Origin of the sequence: Pseudomonas sp. NPDC086566 (genome assembly GCF_050280885.1) — a bacterium.
In the GTDB taxonomy this organism is placed as follows: Bacteria; Pseudomonadota; Gammaproteobacteria; order Pseudomonadales; family Pseudomonadaceae; genus Aquipseudomonas; species Aquipseudomonas vlassakiae.
Map to the genome: position 1 here is coordinate 73433 of NZ_JBNNWD010000013.1, position 16304 is coordinate 89736.

Sequence of the window (16304 nt, forward strand, 5' to 3'; positions counted from 1 at the left end):
CCGGCCTTGGTCCGCGGGGCTTTTTTATGGGCCGCTGGCGCCCCGTTCGCTTGCAGCCCGGGGCATTCTGCCCCAAGCTCTGCCTTCCCACCGCCATGGACCGCTGCGTACGATGCCCAGACGCCACCGCTACCTGATCGCCGTGTTGTTGCTGATCCTGGTGTCGCTCGCCATCGTTTTCCTGCGCCGGGACGACAAGCCCGCGCCACCGGTGCTGCCACCGCACAGCTACGGCAAGGCGTTGCGCCAGGCCCATGACGGCCTGCCAGGTGCCGCGCGGGTGCTGTACCAACAGCTGCAACGCGATGACCTGACACCGATACGCCGCGCCGCGCTGTATGCCGAATTACCCAACTACCCCTCGCCACAGGCACTCAAGCTGGCCAGCCTGGACCTGGAAAACGAGGATCCGCTGGTGCGTCGCGCAGCCATTGCCAGCATCCGCAAGCTGCTGCCGCCCTCTCAGCGCAGCCTGGTGCTGGGGCCATTGCTGGACGATGACGAGCAGAGCGTGCGCTTCGCCGCCGTGGATGCATTGCTCGGTCTCGACCCTGATGCCATCGGCCTGTACTTCGGCCCGTTGCAGACCGCACTGGAGCAATACCAGCAAGCCCTGGAACAACAACCCGACGACGCCGAGGCCCAAGTGCACCTGGCGCGCCTGTACTTACACGAGAACGACTACGATCAGGCCGCCGCTGCCCTGCAGCGCAGCCTCGCGGTGGCCCCGGAAGGCCTCGACGCCCTGGCCACCCAAGTGCGCCTTCTGGAGCGCCAGGGCCATCACGAGCAATCCCGCCAGGTGCTGGCCAAGGCCCTGGCGCTGCGTCCGGACTCGGCGTTCCTGCAATACGAACTGGGGCTCTGGCTGATCCGCCACGATCAGCGTGAATACGCCCTGCTCGCCTTGTCCCGCGCAGTGGAACTGGAGCCGGAGAATGCCGACTATCGCTACACCCTGGCGGTCACCCTGCATGAGCTGGACCAGTCCGATGCTGCGCAAAAACAACTGGAAACCCTGCTCAGCCGCCAGCCAGCCAACCGCAAGGCGCGGGTGCTGCTGATCCAGTACTGGAAAGCGTCCGGCCAGTTGCAGAATGTCCAGGTCTTGCTGGCTGAACTGGAGCGGCAGAACCCGGACGATCCCTTCCTGCAACAGGGCCTGTGACTTGCACTGGACCGGTTCAGTCGCTCAGCATCAGCAGGGCCTGGTTCATCAGGCTGGCCAACGCGAACGGCTTGAGCATCAGCGCCGTGCCTGGCGCCTCGGACAGTTGCGGGTCCAGCGGTTGGTCATTGAACCCGGTTATGAACAGAATTTTCTGCTCTGGCACAAGCATGCGCATCGCCCTGGCGACCTGCCGCCCACTGAACCCTCCGGGCAGGCCGATGTCGGTGATGACCAGGTCGAATGGGCCGTGGTGGCGGAAGCGGTCAAGCGCCGAATTCGCATCCTTCGCATCGCACACGTCGAAACCCCGCTCCTGCAGATACTCCTTCATCACCGAACGCAGGTTTTCTTCATCATCTACCAGCAGCACCCGTTGGCCACTGGCCCGGGTTAAAGCCGGTACCGGCTGCGGGGGCTCCTGCGCCATGTGCTCAAAGCATCGCGGGAACAACATACAGACCTTGAAACCCTGGTCAGGTGCTGACTCGAGCCACACGTGGCCACCCGACTGGCCAACGAAGCCATACACCATCGCCAGGCCCAACCCGGCGCCGTGGCCCATGGGTTTGGTGGTGAAGAACGGCTCGAATGCCCGAGCCAGATCCACTTCAGGCATACCATGGCCATCGTCCATGACATACAAGGCGACATAGTCACCAGGCGGAACACCTTGGTCGTCGGGAAACGGCCCTTCCAGGCGCTTGTTGATCGTACGCAACGTCACCACGCCACGGCCAAGGCACGCCTCGCGGGCGTTGGCGAACAGGTTCACCACGGCGGTTTCCAGCTGTGCAACATCCAGGCAGACGGTCCAGGGTTGTACATCCAGCTCCCAGCCCAGTCGCATTTCAGTGCCCAGCACCTGAAGCAACAGCGGTTCCATGGCGGCCAGCTGGCGATTGATGTCCAGCGGCCTGGGTGACAGCGGCTGATGGCGCGAGAACGCCAGCAGACGGTGTGTGAGCTTCATGGCGCGCTGTACCGAATCGCTGGCCAGGGTCACATAACGGTCAATCTGCTCCAGGCGTCCTTGATCCATGCGTCGTTGCAACAACTCCAGGCTGCCGCCAATACCCGACAGCAGGTTGTTCATTTCATGGGCCATGCCTCCAGCCAGATGGCTGACCGCGTCCAGCCGCTGGGTTGCCCGTAAAAGGGTATCGGAGTGGCGCAAGATATCTTCATGTTCCTGCGAGATGTCTCGCCCTACGGCCGTCAGCAGCGTGCCGTCGAAACTCGCCGTCCAGCGGAACAACCGGTAGTGCCCGTCCTTATGGCGCAAGCGCGTCTCGAGCTGCTCAAGCCCGCGGTCGTTGACGAACTCCATCACTGCGACCTCCACTTCGGCTCTGTCCGCAGGATGAATCAGTTCCAGAATCGGCTTACCGGCCACCTCTTCTTCAGTCCAGCCCAGCGCGCGCTGCAAGGTCGGGTTGGCCGCTTGCAGCCGCAGGTCCGGGGTCACGACGATCATCGCATCGCGAGACAGTTGCCAGATGTGATCACGATCGGCCATGACGGACTGGATCTTGTGCTCGAACGCCAACGCCTGCTCGCGCCATTGGTCATGCGCGTCGACGCTGGCGCTGGTTTCGATCACCGTATGCAGGAACCCGACCACTTCGTGTTGTTCATCGCGTAACGGGGTATAGCTGAAGATATAGCAGGCTTTGTTGCCCGTTTGCTTGTTCGTCAGCCATAGCGGCTGGTCTTCACCAAAGATCGAGCCACCTTCAAGCACCTGGAACACGCAAGGGCCGATGACCTTCCAGGCTTTTGCCCACAGCCTGTCGAACGCCTGCCCCAGGGCATGACCGTCACATTCGAGCACATTCGCGTAAGCATCATTGTGAATCACGCTCATCCCGGCGCCCCAGACCACCGCGCAGGGAAACGGCGAAAGCACCATCATGTCGACGGCAATGCGCAAAGGAGCCTGCCAATGCGGCAGCGGCCCGAGCGCGCTGTAACGCCAGTCGAACCGCGTGACCTGATCAGCCATGCCCGCTGCCGTTGCCGGCTGCGTGGCGAGCTCCATGCCTTGCGCTGAAGGTTTGCGCGGTGTGTCATTTACCAGCACTGTCGTGATTCCACCGTTGCGTTGGGATGAAGGTTCCGTTTGCGCATCATCTGCCCGGCGATTTGCCACTGCAATAGCTGCACATCCACCGTGTCGTCCAGGCATCGACCACTAGCATAGAGCCATTACCGAAATAGCGCCTTGGCAAACGGAAGCTATGCTTAACAGGTTTTCCCCGCGCCACTGAACCCATTGCCCTACAACGACAGACCAGGGAGCGAGGTGATGAGCAAGAAGATTCTGGTAGTGCTCACTAACACGGCCAAATACCCGACCTTGAAACGGGCCACAGGCCTATGGCTGGGGGAAGCCGTGCATTTTGTCGAGGTCGCGCTGAAAGCCGGATATCAAGTCGACTACGTGAGCCCGAATGGCGGCTATGTGCCAATCGACCCGCATAGCCTGCAAATGGCTCCGGAGCTGGACTGGCAATGGTATGACGACAAGTCGTTCATGAACCGTCTGGGTGCAACGTCAAGCCCGGGCGAGGTCAGCGCAAGCGATTACTGCGCCATCTATTACACGGGCGGCCACGGCGTGATGTACGACTTCCCCGACAACCAGCCATTGCAGGAGCTGGCACGCAGCATCTATGAAAACAACGGCGTTGTTGCCGCCGTCTGTCACGGCGTGGTCGGCCTGTTGAACATCAAGCTCAGCGACAACAGCCTGCTGCTCAAGGACCGGCAGGTCACCGGGTTTTCCAATATCGAAGAAAAACTGGCAGAGCTGGACAAGGTGGTGCCCTTTCTCACCGAGAACGAACTGGTTGCGCGGGGCGGCAACTACAGCAAGGACGACGACCCATGGAGGCCATTCGTGGTGGCCGACGACCGGCTTATCACCGGGCAGAACCCCGCCTCGACGGGCTTGCTCGCCGAAAAGGTCATCGCTGCGCTGCAGTCGAAATGAGTACTACACCTCAGCAGCCAGGTTCGCTAGGCAACTATGGCTTTGGACTACAGCGGGCGTAATCATTGATTCATAGGCTCTTCATCGGGCTGGCCATCTCGGGCAGCTTGGAAAATGGGGGCCGAACATTCATGTCGAGAATAAAAACTGCAGGGCAGGGTTTGATAGAACTGTTACTGACCTTGGCAATCAGCCTGCTACCGGTCGGCACCGGGCTGATGGTCATGATTTATCAGCAGGACAAGAAGCTTGAAGAAACCGCACGAATCTCTGTCAAGGAAGCGATCTATTCCGTGGATCTGGCACTGGATCGCATACACGCTTCCGCGTCTGCTGCAATGAAGTTGGCAGGAGCTGCCTGCGAAAGTGCCCAGCCACAATTAGTCGATCAGGTTACCAAAGCACCGCACCTGCGCTCGCTGGCGTTGACCATTGATGGCCGCACCTATTGCAACACCTTGAAGACGCCGTTCCCAATCGACGACATGTTCCCAGACGCTCGAACACAATTTCGTCTGGTGCTCGATACGCCAGCAACACCCAATGCAGTTTTGCTCGCCTATCAGCTCAGCGGAAAAAAAACGGGGGTCATTGCCACATCCTATGGCATGTTGCTGCGCAATGAGTTGCGGGCATTTCAGACGGGGCTGACGTTATTGCTCGAATTCGGTGAATTTTACATCTGGGCCGACGGCGATAGCCGAGATTCAGCGCGCCCGTCACAGGACGAGTTTTTCCAGGAGGATGTCTCGAGCAAGTATGGCTATACCGTCAAGGCGGGCTATGCCCAAGGCTATGCGGCACACCAGACACACCAGACATTGAAACAGCTTTTCCCTATATTGGCGCTGATCGGGGTCATTACCGGCTCGATCACGTACTGGGGGCTGTTCAGGCAACGTCGCCAGCGTGTTCGTAGCGCCGCCAGCAAAGGCTGACGGCGCCACAATTCACTCATTCGGCATTGAGCACGCCGCGACGGACCTGGTCACGCTCGATGGACTCGAAGAGGGCTTTGAAGTTGCCTTCACCGAAACCGTCATCCCCTTTACGCTGGATGAACTCGAAGAACACAGGGCCAAGCAAGGTTTCCGAGAAAATCTGCAGCAGCAGGCGCTTGTCACCCGGCTCGGAAGCGCCATCCAGCAAGATGCCACGGGCCTGCAGCTGATCGACTGGCTCGCCATGCCCTGGCAGGCGTTCTTCGAGCATCTCGTAATAGGTCTGCGGCGGTGCGGTCATGAAACGCATGCCAAAGCCCTTGAGTGCATCCCAGGTCTTGAGCAGGTCATCGGTGAGGAAGGCTACATGCTGGATGCCCTCACCGTTGAATTGCATCAGGAACTCTTCGATCTGCCCTGCCCCCTTGGATGACTCTTCATTAAGCGGGATGCGGATCATACCGTCAGGCGCAGTCATGGCCTTGGAGGTCAGGCCGGTGTATTCGCCCTTGATATCGAAATAGCGGATCTCGCGGAAGTTGAACAGCTTCTCGTAGAAGCCGGCCCAGTAGGCCATGCGCCCGCGATAGACGTTATGGGTGAGGTGATCGATGATCTTCAGGCCTGCTCCCGCCGGGTTGCGATCAACACCTTCGATGAAGTTGAAGTCGATATCGTAGATCGAGCTGCCTTCATCGAAACGGTCGATCAGGTACAGCGGTGCCCCACCGATGCCCTTGATCGCCGGAAGACGCAGTTCCATCGGACCGGTTTCGATCTCGACTGGCTGTGCGCCCAGCTCCAGGGCCCGGGCGTAGGCTTCATGCGCGTTACGCACACGGAACGCCATGCCGCATACCGACGGGCCATGCTCGGCGGCAAAGTAAGAGGCGATGCTCTTTGGCTCATTGTTGAGGATAAGGTTGATGCCACCCTGGCGATACAGGTGCACGTCCTTGGAGCGGTGAGTGGCCACCTTGGTGAAGCCGAGCATCTGGAACACCGGCTCCAGCACGCCTGGCGTCGGCGAAGCCAGCTCGATGAATTCAAAGCCCATCAGGCCCATTGGATTGTCAAAGATATCAGCCATGTTCGTACCCTCATCTGCAGCGAAAATTAATGAATGCGTAGGATGTGGAACGGCAATGGCGGAGAGCATGGGATACCGCGCACGCTGCGGGCGAGGAAGCCTCCAATGATCAGCTTGAACCCATGGTATGTCATAGGGACCCATTCTCGGCGAGGTTGACCCTTCAATAACGAAGGACCTTATTGTTGTATTCGTAAACCGATTCTACAGTGCGTAAATTGCTTTGTCGCGCTTTAGTTCGCCACCTGCGCCGACAAACGGCTATCCTCATCAGGTCAGTCATCAGGAAGATCACCCCAGCATGCCCCTCACCGTCAAACGCCCCGCTCGCTGGAGCTGGCGCACGCTGCTGCCCTTGGCTGTCGGCGTGGTGCCGCTTGTCTGCGGCCTGGCGGTAATGAACTGGCAGATCGAGCGCGAATTGCGCGCCAGCAGCGAGGCGACAACACGCCAGGTGATCGAGCATGTCGAGCACATTCTAGACAACCTGGCCAATGCCGCGCAGGCCCTGCTGCCACTGGCTGGCACCCCCTGCGCAGATGCCCAGCTGGCCTTGCGTAGCCAGGTCACGCGCAATGCCTTCGTGCGTTCGACCAATCTGTTCCAGCACCATAACCTGTACTGCAGTTCGCTGTTCGGTGACTACGACGAAGAGGTCGAGGCCAATGACTACACCCATGGCCGGCTATGGCTGATGGATGGCAATTCGGTAACGCCTGGCCATCCCCTGCTGGTTTATCGCGTCAGTGATGGCGACCGCGGAGCGATCACCACCGTGGATGGCGACCACCTGCTCACCGCCTTGCGCCTGATTGGCCCGGAAGAAGCCCTGCAGATCCGCGTCGGCAAGGCCTGGATGGGCAAGGACGGTGTGGTGCATGATGGCGTGCCACCGGCAGCCGCCGCCGCCGATGTGACGCTCGGCTCGACCCGCTACCCGTTCAGCGTGCATGGCGGCTACGCAGCCGGCAAACAAGGTGAGGTGCTGCGCAGCCACTACCCCGGCCTGCTCACACTGCTGCTGGTGCTCGGCGGGGTGGCCGGTTGCGCTTGCCGCTGGCAGATTCGCCGGGCCAGTTCGCCGCGCGCCGAGCTGCGCCGGGCCCTGGAGGCGGACGAGTTTCTGCCGTACTTCCAACCGGTGGTGCGCAGGGGCGACTACCGCTGGGTCGGGGCTGAAGTGCTGATGCGCTGGAACCATCCCCGTGAGGGCCTGGTGCGTCCGGACCTGTTCATCCCCTACGCCGAACACAGCGGCCAGATCGTCGCCATGACCCGGGCCCTGATGCTGCACACTGCGCAAAGTCTTGCGCCCTACACTGCGCTGTTGGAGGACGGTTTCCACATCGGCATCAACATTACCGCCGACCACTGCCGCGACCTGAGCCTGCTCGACGATTGCCGCACCTTCCTCCAGCATTTTCCCCCAGGGCGGGTCCGGCTGACCCTGGAGCTGACCGAGCGCAAGCTGCTTGAAGCCACTCCGGTAGCCCTCGAACTGTTCGCCAAGCTGCATGACATGGGGGTGATGATCGCCCTCGATGACTTCGGTACCGGCCAGTCGAGCCTCAATTACCTGCGCCAGTTCAAGGTCGATTACCTGAAGATCGACCAGAGTTTCGTGGCCATGATCGGTGGCGACGCGTTGTCGCAGCACATCCTCGACAGCATCATCGAGCTGTCCGCCAAGCTGGGCCTGGGCATCGTGGCCGAAGGCGTGGAAACCGATGTCCAGCGTGACTACCTGGCACGCAGCGGGGTGGATTTCCAGCAAGGCTATCTGTTTGCCCGACCGATGCCGGCGACCGACTTCCTCAAGGCACTCGCCAGCCACCCGGCTGTTGCGCGGTTGCCGCAGGACGCGCCCCCTGAGATCATGCGCGGCTGATCCACCCGCTCACTCCCTATCCGAGGCATTCGTGTCAAAAGGCATTATTTCGTCGGTCATGGCGTCCTGTCTGTTCGCCGTGATGTATTTCTATACCTCCTTGCTGTCGCCGCTCGATGGCGAAGAGATCTTTGGCTGGCGCACATTGTTGACCCTGCCCTGTCTCACCCTGTTCATGTGGGCCAGCAAAGACTGGAAGCGCGTCGGCGAGCTGCTCGCCCGCGTGCGCCAGACGCCAATGCTGCTGCTGGGCATGCTGGGGACCTCGTGGCTGATGGGGGTGCAGCTGTGGCTATTCCTCTGGGCGCCGCTGCACGGGCGCAGCCTGGAAGTGTCGATGGGTTATTTTCTGCTGCCGCTGGCGATGGTAGTGACCGGGCGCCTGGTCTATGGCGAGCGCCTGTCACGCTTGCAGGCAGTGGCGGTCGGCTGCGCCGCGCTGGGTGTCGGACACGAGCTGTACCAGAATGGCAGCTTCGCCTGGGAAACCTTGTTGGTGACGATCGGCTACCCGATCTACTTCGTCTTGCGGCGACGCTGCCGCACCGACCACCTGGGTGGCCTGTGGTGCGACATGTGCCTGCTGCTGCCCTGGGCGCTGTACTTCGTCACCCAGGGCCCGTTGTCGGCGGCCGATCTGCACCAGCACCCAGGCCTCTATGGCTTGATTCCGTTGCTGGGGGCGATCAGCGCCTGCGCACTGATCGCCTACGTGCTGGCCAGCCGCCTGCTGCCGTTCAGCCTGTTCGGCCTGCTCAGCTATGTCGAGCCGGTGTTGCTGGTGGGCGTCGCCCTGCTACTGGGGGAAACCATCGGCCCGGATCAGTGGCTGACCTACCTGCCGATCTGGGCCGCAGTCCTGGTGCTGGTGCTTGAAGGCTTCAAGCACCTGCTGCGTCAACGTCGGCGCTCGGTGTAAGGCGCACCTGGCGTACCCGGCGCTCCTCCACCGCCACCACGGTCATGCGCCAACCGTTCCAGGCCAACTGGTCGCCCACCACCGGCAGGCGGTCCAGCAAGCTCATCACCAGCCCTGCCAGCGTCTGGTAGTCCTCGGTGGCACGGGCGCTGAAGCCTGTCCGCGCCTGGACCTGGCTCAGGTTCAGGGCGCCGCTGACGACAAAGCTGCCATCTTCCTCGATGATCGCCGGGCCTTCCACCTCGCTGGCATCCGGCAACTCACCGGCGATCGACTCAAGGATGTCGGTCATGGTCAACAGGCCGGTGAAATCACCGAACTCGTTGATCACGAAGGCAATGTGCGTCGACTGGCTACGCATTTGCTCGAGGGCGTTGAGGATGCTGAAACTCTCCAGCAGGTTCAACGGCGCCCGGGCCATGCGCTCCAGGTCCGGCTGGCTGCCAGACAGGAACTCCTTGAGCAGTTCCTTCTTGTGTACGAAACCCAGCGGTTCCTCGATGTGGCCGGCGCGAATCAACGGCAGGCGTGAATACGGTGAGTTGGCCAGCGCCTCGGTGATGGCCTGCGCGGGTTGCGCCAGGTCGAGCACGTCGACCTCGGCACGTGCGGTCATCACCGTGCGGATCGGCCGCTCGGCCAGGTTCAGCACGCCGCTGATCATCACCCGCTCACGGCGATCGAACAGCACCTGCTCTTCGCCCCCTTCGACCAGATCGGCGATTTCTTCGCCCACCTCGTCAGCCTCGACCCGGCGGCCACCCAGCAGGCGCAGCACCGCATGCGCGGTACGCTCACGCAGCGGCCGGTGCTGCTGCAGGCTGCGCTTGCGGCGGGCACGGGCCAGCTGGTTGAACAGCTCGATCAGGATCGAGAAGCCGATGGCCGCGTACAGGTAGCCTTTCGGGATATGGAAGCCCAGGCCTTCGGCGGTCAGGCTGAAACCGATCATCATCAGGAAGCCCAGACACAGCATGATCACCGTCGGGTGCGCGTTGACGAAACGGGTCAGCGGCTTGCTGGCGACGATCATGATGCCGATCGAGAAGATCACTGCGATCATCATCACAGACAATTCTTCGACCATGCCGACGGCCGTGATCACCGCGTCCAGCGAGAACACCGCGTCGAGCACGACGATCTGCGCCACGATCGGCCAGAACAAGGCATGTCGCACCGCCCCCGTAGCCTGGGTGACATGCCCTTCAAGGCGCTCGTGCAATTCCATGGTGGCCTTGAACAGCAGGAACACACCGCCGAACAGCATGATCAGGTCACGGCCAGAGAAGCTCTTGCCGAACACCTCGAACAGCGGCGCGGTCAGGGTGACCATCCACGAAATACTGGCCAACAGGCCCAGACGCATGATCAGCGCCAGGCTCAGGCCGATGACCCGCGCGCGGTCGCGCTGATGCGGCGGCAGCTTGTCGGCGAGGATGGCGATGAACACCAGGTTGTCGATACCCAGCACCAGTTCGAGGACGATAAGCGTCAACAGGCCTAGCCAGGCCGTGGGATCGGCTAGCCATTCCATTAGCGGGTACTCACGAAGGAAGCGTCACGAGGACGGAGGGGGGATGGCCGGGAAGGCCGGGAACTGGGGGGCTCCGCGAAGGTGCTCATATAAACCTTGATCAGATTAGGGAAGACGATCCTACAAGCACAGCAGGCTTTTCTGATAGCGCGAAACTATTACAAAACCTGTAGCGGCATCGCAGGGGATTTTTCTTCAATACCCCTGCAGCGTGAGGCCGCAGGATGGCGGCATCGTTCAAAAAGGAGTCACGTAAAATGAGCCTGTCCCTTTCCATGGCCGCATTCGCCCTCGCCGCTTCGATCTCGCCCGGGCCGGTCAATGTCGTCGCCCTTGGCAGCGGTGCCCGCCATGGCTTGCGAGCCAGTTTGTGGCATGTAACAGGCGCGACGCTGGGCTTTTGCCTGTTGCTGGTGCTGGTCGGCCTGGGGTTGCATGAACTGCTGGTGCGCTGGCCGCAGCTGGCGCTGGCGCTGCACTGGGGTGGCGTGGCGTTTCTGCTGTACATGGCGTGGAAGCTGGCCAGCGATGATGGCCGGCTGGGTGGCTCGGATCAGCCGCGTGCGCCCTCGGCCTGGCAGGGCGCAGCGATGCAATGGCTGAACCCCAAGGCCTGGCTGGCTGCGGTGGCGGGTGTGGGTGCCTACACCGGTGGCGAACAGCATCTGCTGTGGTTGTTCACCTGGATCTACGGGCCAATCTGTTTCGTTTCGGTAGCTTGCTGGGCCTGGGCCGGGAGTGTGATCCGCCAATATCTGCGGGAGCCGCGGTATCTGCGGTTGCTGAATCGGGGGCTGGCGGTGTCGCTGGTGGGGAGTGCGGTTTACCTGCTGGTTTGATATCGCCAGTGCCGGCCTCTTCGCGGCTAAAGCCGCTCCTACAGGGATATCACAATGCTCAAGTGCTGCGCTGCACCTGTGGGAGCGGCTTCAGCCGCGAAGAGGCCGGCATTGCATCGCGGTAATGCCCCGGTGTTGCCGCCAGGTGCTGCTTGAATGCCCGCTGCAGATGCGCCTGGTCGGCGAAGCCCGCTTCCAGTGCCACCTCGACAATCGCCCTGCCCTTGCGCAGCTGCGCCCGCGCATACTGCACCCGCTGATCCAGCAGATAACCGTGTGGGGTCAGGCCGAAGCGCTGGCGGAACGCACGAATCAGGTAGGCGCGGGACAGGCCGCAAGCCGCGCAGATATCTGCCAGGCACAACGGGTCGCCCCGGTGCGCACGAATGAACGCCGCAGCCGCATCCAGCTGCGGGTGCTCGCAGCGCACGTGCTGCGCACCGGGATGCAGATAACCGGGAAGATCGGCGAAAAAAGCAGCTAGCCGTGCTTCACGATCCTGTAATCGAGCGTCGAACAAATCAGCAAACAGTTGAAGCAGCCGGCTGTATAACCCCGCAGAGACGCTGAACGTCTGCGCAGGCAGGACGAAGCCCCGGGCCAGCAACCACGGCATGTCGACGAACAGCATCAGGTAGGACCAGGGCTGGCCGGCAATCGGGTTGCAGGTGTGCACCACACCCGGGTTCATCAAGACCGTGGTACCGGCCATCACCTCGACCTGACTGGGGCCACTCAGGTAGGTACTGCGCCCGCCAGTGATCACGCCGATGGAAAAGCTCTCGTGGGAATGGGCGGCATAACAGACCTTGCGCCCATCCCCACGCGTCGGGCTTCGACGAAGGGCAATGCCGGATCCCGCCAGAACCGCGACGCCTCGATCATCGCCCGGCCCTCATTCGCCGCTGTGCTGCACCACTACCAGCAACTGCGCCGGCTGCGCGCCGACCGAGCGCAGGCGGTGCGGTGTCTGGGCATTGAAGTGCAGCGCATCGCCCTGCTCCAGCAACACCCGCTCATTCATGAAGTCGACCTCCACCTGGCCGGTGTGGACGAACAGAAACTCCTCACCCTCATGCTCCTTGAAAGTCGGGTCGCTGAACTCGGTGGGCGGCTGGATCAGGAACGGCAACAGGCTGTGCTGCCCGAACTGGCGGGTCAATGCAGCGTAGCCCGGCCCGTGACCATCGCCTACCAGCGGCTGACGCTCGCCCTGGCGTACCAGGCTATAGCGGCTCTGTGCGGCCTGCTCCTCGGCGAACAACTCTTCGACATTGACATTCAGCGCCCGCGCCAGCTTGAGCGCAGCAGCGATCGACGGCGTATTCAGGCCACGCTCCACCTTGGACAGGTAGCTCTTGGTCATGCCGGACTTCTCGGCCAGCACCTCAAGCGTGACCCCTAGTTTTTTTCTCAACATTTTCAATCGGTTAGACATGCGACGCGATATTCCCGAGTCTACAGGCTTGCTTATGACACTTTGTGTCATATAGGATTATTTGTGTCACGACCTGGCAGATTCCTCGACCGACCAAAGCTTCGGAACCGGCCAGCGCTGACATCGCTCATCACGCCACAGAGGAAAACCCCATGGCCAAGACCCTGACACACAGCAAGGACCAACTGGTCCAGCAGGCGCTGACGCAGATGCAAGGCTCGCTTGCCGATAATACGTGGACTGTACGAGAAAAGCTGGCCCTGACCTGCCGAATTCTGTTCGACCACGGCCACGACTCCGGCCTGGCCGGGCAGATCAGCGCACGCGGCCCGCAACCCGGGACCTTCTACACCCAGCAGCTGGGCCTGGGTTTCGATGAAATCAGCGCCAGCAACCTGTTGCTGGTCAATGAGGACCTCGAGGTGCTCGAAGGCCAGGGCATGCCCAACCCGGCCAATCGCTTCCACAGCTGGGTGTACCGCGCCCGGCCTGATGTGAACTGCATCATCCATACACACCCGACACACGTTGCCGCCCTGTCGATGCTGGAAGTGCCGCTGCAGGTCTCGCACATGGACCTGTGCCCGCTGTACGACGATTGCGCCTTCCTCGAAGCCTGGCCTGGCGTGCCGGTGGGCAACGAGGAAGGCGAGATCATCAGTGCCGCGCTGGGGGACAAGCGCGCCATCCTGCTCTCGCACCATGGCCAGCTATCCACCGGCATCAGCATCGAGCAGGCCTGCGTGTACGCCCAGTTGATCGAGCGCGCCGCACGCCTGCAACTGCTGGCGATGTCGGCTGGCACCCTCAAGCCCATCGACCCGGCACTGGGCCGCGAAGCCCACGACTGGATCGACCGGCCCAAGCGCCACGCCGCTGCCTTCAACTATTTTGCCCGGCAGAGCCTGCGCGCCCACGCCGACTGCCTGAACTGATCCCTGAATGCCTTGCTTGCGGAGCCCACAACCATGACTACTGAATTCCACGGCATCATCGGCTACACCATCACCCCTTTCAGCGCCGACGGCGAAAGGCTCGACCTGCCTGCGCTCGGCCAGTCCATCGAACGCCTGATCGACGGCGGCGTGCAGGCCATCGCGCCATTGGGCAGCACCGGCGAAGGTGCCTACCTCAGCGACAGCGAATGGCAGCAGGTGGCCGAGTACAGCCTCGCCCGGATCGACAAGCGGGTGCCCAGCATCGTCAGCGTCTCCGACCTGACCACTGCCGGTGCCGTGCGCCGCGCCCGCTTTGCCCAAACGCAGGGGGCCGACGCGGTGATGGTGCTGCCGGCCGCCTACTGGAAGCTCAGCGAAGCCGAGATCCTCCAGCACTACCGCACGATCGGTGAGGCCATCGATATCCCGATCATGCTCTACAACAACCCCGCCACCAGCGGCACCGACATGTCGGTGGAACTGATCCTGCGTATCGTCCGCGAAGTGGCCAACGTGACCATGGTCAAGGAAAGCACCGGCGACATCCAGCGCATGCACAGGCTGCAGTTGCTGGGTGAAGGCCAGGTGCCGTTCTACAACGGCTGCAACCCGCTGGCGCTGGAAGCGTTCGTGGCCGGTGCAAAAGGCTGGTGCACGGCTGCGCCGAACCTGATTCCGGCACTGAACCAGGCGCTTTATCAGGCTGTGCTTGAGGGTGACCTGGTGCGGGCCAAGGCGCTGTTCTATCGGCAGTTGCCGTTGCTCGACTTCATTCTCAAAGGCGGCTTGCCGGCGACCATCAAGGCGGGTTTGGGGCTGACCGGGTTGCCGGTGGGTGAGCCACGCAGGCCAGTGTTCGGGCTGGATGAGCCAGGGCGAGCGACCCTGGCGGCATTGCTGGCAACCTTGGCAGATTAAAACCTGAACCGGCCTCTTCGCGGGTAAACCCGCGAAGAGGCCGGTTCAGGCGACGCAATTACCTCAGGGCATCACTGGCGGTACGTATTGCAAGGTAGTGCCCAAGGCCCACAGCAACACCAGCACCAGCGGCACATGCACCAGCAACTGCACGAACGAGAAGCCAATCAGATCACGCGCCTTGAGCCCCAGCACGCCCAGCAGTGGCAGCATGTAGAACGGGTTGATCAGGTTCGGCAACGCCTCGGCGGCGTTGTAGATCTGCACTGCCCAGCCCAGGTGGTACTGCAGGTCGTTGGCCACCAGCATCACGTAAGGTGCTTCGATGATCCACTTGCCACCCCCCGACGGGATGAAGAACCCCAGCACGGCAGAGTACACGCCCATCAGCAGCGCGTAAGTGTCATGGGTGGCGATCTGGGTGAAGAACAGCGAAATATGGTGAGCCAGGGTCTGTTCATCCACCCCCTTGACCTGGGTCAGGATCGCTGCGATCGAGCCGTACAGCGGGAACTGGATCAGCACCCCGGTGGTGGTCGGCACGGCGCGGGCCACGGCATCGAGGAAGCTGCGCGGGCGCCAGTGGAGCAAGGCACCGAGCATGATGAACAGCAGGTTGTAGGTGTTCAGCCCGGAAATCGCCGTGATCGCCGGCTTGGTGGCGAACTCCTGGTACAGCCAGCCGCCGGCCAGGGCCACCAGCATCAGGATCAGGATCGGGCTGTGTTCCAGCCACTCACCCGGGCGGGTACGCTTGGGTGCCGGTGGCGCAGTGAAGCTGGGGTCGACGCCACAGGCTTCGGCGCTGCGCGCACTGTTCGGGCCAGGTGCCGTGGCATAGGCGATCACCAGCGAGACGATCACCAAGGCCGCCAGCATCACGCCGGACTGCCAGAGGAAAATGGTCTCGGTGAACGGGATCACGCCCGTGATCGACAGGATCGAAGGCGGCAGGCTGGCCGGGTTGGCCTGCAATTGCGCGGCCGAGGACGAAAGGCCCAGCGCCCAGACAGCACCCAGGCCCAGGTAGGCGGCAGCACCTGCGGCGCGATAGTCCATCTTCAGCTCGGTACGACGGGCCAAGGCACGGACCAGCAGGCCGCCAAACACCAGCGACAGCCCCCAGTTGAGCAGCGAGGCCAGCATCGAGATCAGCGCAACCCAGCACACCGCAGAGCGGCCATTGCCGGGGATGCGCGCCAGCCGGTCGATCAGCCGGGCCGCTGGTGGCGAGCTGGCCACCACGTAGCCGCCGATGACCACGAAAGCCATTTGCATGGTGAACGGGATCAGGCTCCAGAAGCCATCGCCGAACGCTTTGGCAGTGTCGGTCGGCTTGGCGCCCATGGCCAGGGCGCCGATGCACACCAGCAACACGGCGAGAGCGGCGAATACCCAGGAGTCGGGGAACCAGCGTTCGGCCCAGTTGGAGCAACGCAGGGCAAAGCGGGCGGAGCGGCTGTCTTGGATTTCAGCGGCCACGGTTACTTCCTTTTATTGGTTTTATTCGGATTTTTCTGCAAGAACGCAAAAACCCTGTAGGAGCGGCCTTGTGTCGCGAAAAGGCGTTTCAACAAGGGTGAGAAGAAGAACGCCGACGAGCTGGCCCAGAAATACGCCGCGCTGTGCGACGTAT

At 62.1% G+C, this 16304-nt stretch carries 13 protein-coding genes and 2 pseudogenes; 9 read left to right on the forward strand and 6 right to left on the reverse strand.

Going from position 1 to position 16304, the window contains the following annotated elements; genetic code table 11:
• Window positions 1–112 precede the first annotated feature (112 nt).
• Complete coding sequence (locus ACQKPS_RS24990; protein WP_283724491.1) at window positions 113–1168, forward strand: tetratricopeptide repeat protein; 1056 nt, start codon at window positions 113–115, stop codon at window positions 1166–1168.
• Between the two features lie 16 nt (window positions 1169–1184).
• On the opposite strand, the gene ACQKPS_RS24995 is transcribed toward ACQKPS_RS24990, so the two are convergent.
• Window positions 1185–3209, reverse strand: a complete 2025-nt coding sequence (locus ACQKPS_RS24995; protein ID WP_427605881.1) for a response regulator — start codon at window positions 3207–3209, stop codon at window positions 1185–1187.
• A 267-nt stretch (window positions 3210–3476) separates the two neighbouring features.
• On the opposite strand from ACQKPS_RS24995, the gene ACQKPS_RS25000 reads away from it, so the two are divergent.
• Window positions 3477–4163: a type 1 glutamine amidotransferase domain-containing protein gene (locus ACQKPS_RS25000; RefSeq protein ID WP_254485234.1), complete on the forward strand. Its 687-nt coding sequence runs from the start codon at window positions 3477–3479 to the stop codon at window positions 4161–4163.
• A gap of 131 nt (window positions 4164–4294) precedes the next feature.
• Entirely contained in the window at window positions 4295–5101 is an 807-nt protein-coding gene (locus ACQKPS_RS25005) for a CSS-motif domain-containing protein (RefSeq protein WP_427605867.1), read from the forward strand.
• A gap of 16 nt (window positions 5102–5117) precedes the next feature.
• Here the strand turns inward: ACQKPS_RS25005 and hppD are convergent, their stop codons facing one another.
• Window positions 5118–6194, reverse strand: a complete 1077-nt coding sequence (hppD, locus tag ACQKPS_RS25010) for a 4-hydroxyphenylpyruvate dioxygenase (protein ID WP_254485232.1) — start codon at window positions 6192–6194, stop codon at window positions 5118–5120.
• Between the two features lie 301 nt (window positions 6195–6495).
• Between hppD and ACQKPS_RS25015 the strand changes: the two genes are divergently transcribed.
• A complete protein-coding gene (locus ACQKPS_RS25015; RefSeq protein ID WP_427605869.1) occupies window positions 6496–8082 on the forward strand; it encodes an EAL domain-containing protein in 1587 nt (528 codons plus the stop codon).
• Window positions 8083–8113: 31 nt separating this feature from the next.
• A complete protein-coding gene (gene rarD / locus ACQKPS_RS25020; protein WP_427605871.1) occupies window positions 8114–9001 on the forward strand; it encodes an EamA family transporter RarD in 888 nt (295 codons plus the stop codon).
• Here rarD and ACQKPS_RS25025 read toward each other — a convergent pair.
• Window positions 8964–10535 carry a TerC family protein gene (locus ACQKPS_RS25025; RefSeq protein WP_254485227.1) on the reverse strand — a complete coding sequence of 524 codons (1572 nt, stop codon included), beginning with the start codon at window positions 10533–10535 and terminating at the stop codon, window positions 8964–8966. The two genes, rarD and ACQKPS_RS25025, sit on opposite strands and share 38 nt — an antisense overlap.
• 257 nt (window positions 10536–10792) lie before the next feature.
• On the opposite strand from ACQKPS_RS25025, the gene ACQKPS_RS25030 reads away from it, so the two are divergent.
• Window positions 10793–11374, forward strand: a complete 582-nt coding sequence (locus ACQKPS_RS25030; RefSeq protein WP_427605874.1) for a LysE family translocator — start codon at window positions 10793–10795, stop codon at window positions 11372–11374.
• A 58-nt stretch (window positions 11375–11432) separates the two neighbouring features.
• Here the strand turns inward: ACQKPS_RS25030 and ACQKPS_RS25035 are convergent.
• Both ACQKPS_RS25035 and ACQKPS_RS25040 read right to left on the reverse strand, forming a co-directional pair.
• Window positions 11433–12259, reverse strand: a pseudogene (locus ACQKPS_RS25035) (AraC family transcriptional regulator).
• Window positions 12260–12269: 10 nt separating this feature from the next.
• On the reverse strand, window positions 12270–12812 hold the full coding sequence (locus tag ACQKPS_RS25040; RefSeq protein WP_254485224.1) for a helix-turn-helix domain-containing protein: 543 nt from the start codon (window positions 12810–12812) through the stop codon (window positions 12270–12272).
• Between the two features lie 152 nt (window positions 12813–12964).
• On the opposite strand from ACQKPS_RS25040, the gene ACQKPS_RS25045 reads away from it, so the two are divergent.
• Both ACQKPS_RS25045 and ACQKPS_RS25050 read left to right on the forward strand, forming a co-directional pair.
• Window positions 12965–13747 carry an aldolase gene (locus ACQKPS_RS25045; RefSeq protein WP_254485223.1) on the forward strand — a complete coding sequence of 261 codons (783 nt, stop codon included), beginning with the start codon at window positions 12965–12967 and terminating at the stop codon, window positions 13745–13747.
• A 33-nt stretch (window positions 13748–13780) separates the two neighbouring features.
• Entirely contained in the window at window positions 13781–14668 is an 888-nt protein-coding gene (locus ACQKPS_RS25050) for a dihydrodipicolinate synthase family protein (protein WP_427605876.1), read from the forward strand.
• Window positions 14669–14731: 63 nt separating this feature from the next.
• On the opposite strand, the gene ACQKPS_RS25055 is transcribed toward ACQKPS_RS25050, so the two are convergent.
• The gene (locus ACQKPS_RS25055; protein ID WP_254485221.1) at window positions 14732–16150 is read right to left on the reverse strand and encodes a short-chain fatty acid transporter; all 1419 of its coding nucleotides are present in this window, start codon (window positions 16148–16150) and stop codon (window positions 14732–14734) included.
• Window positions 16151–16234: 84 nt separating this feature from the next.
• On the opposite strand from ACQKPS_RS25055, the pseudogene ACQKPS_RS25060 reads away from it, so the two are divergent.
• Window positions 16235–16304: pseudogene (locus tag ACQKPS_RS25060) on the forward strand (hypothetical protein); the annotation flags it as partial.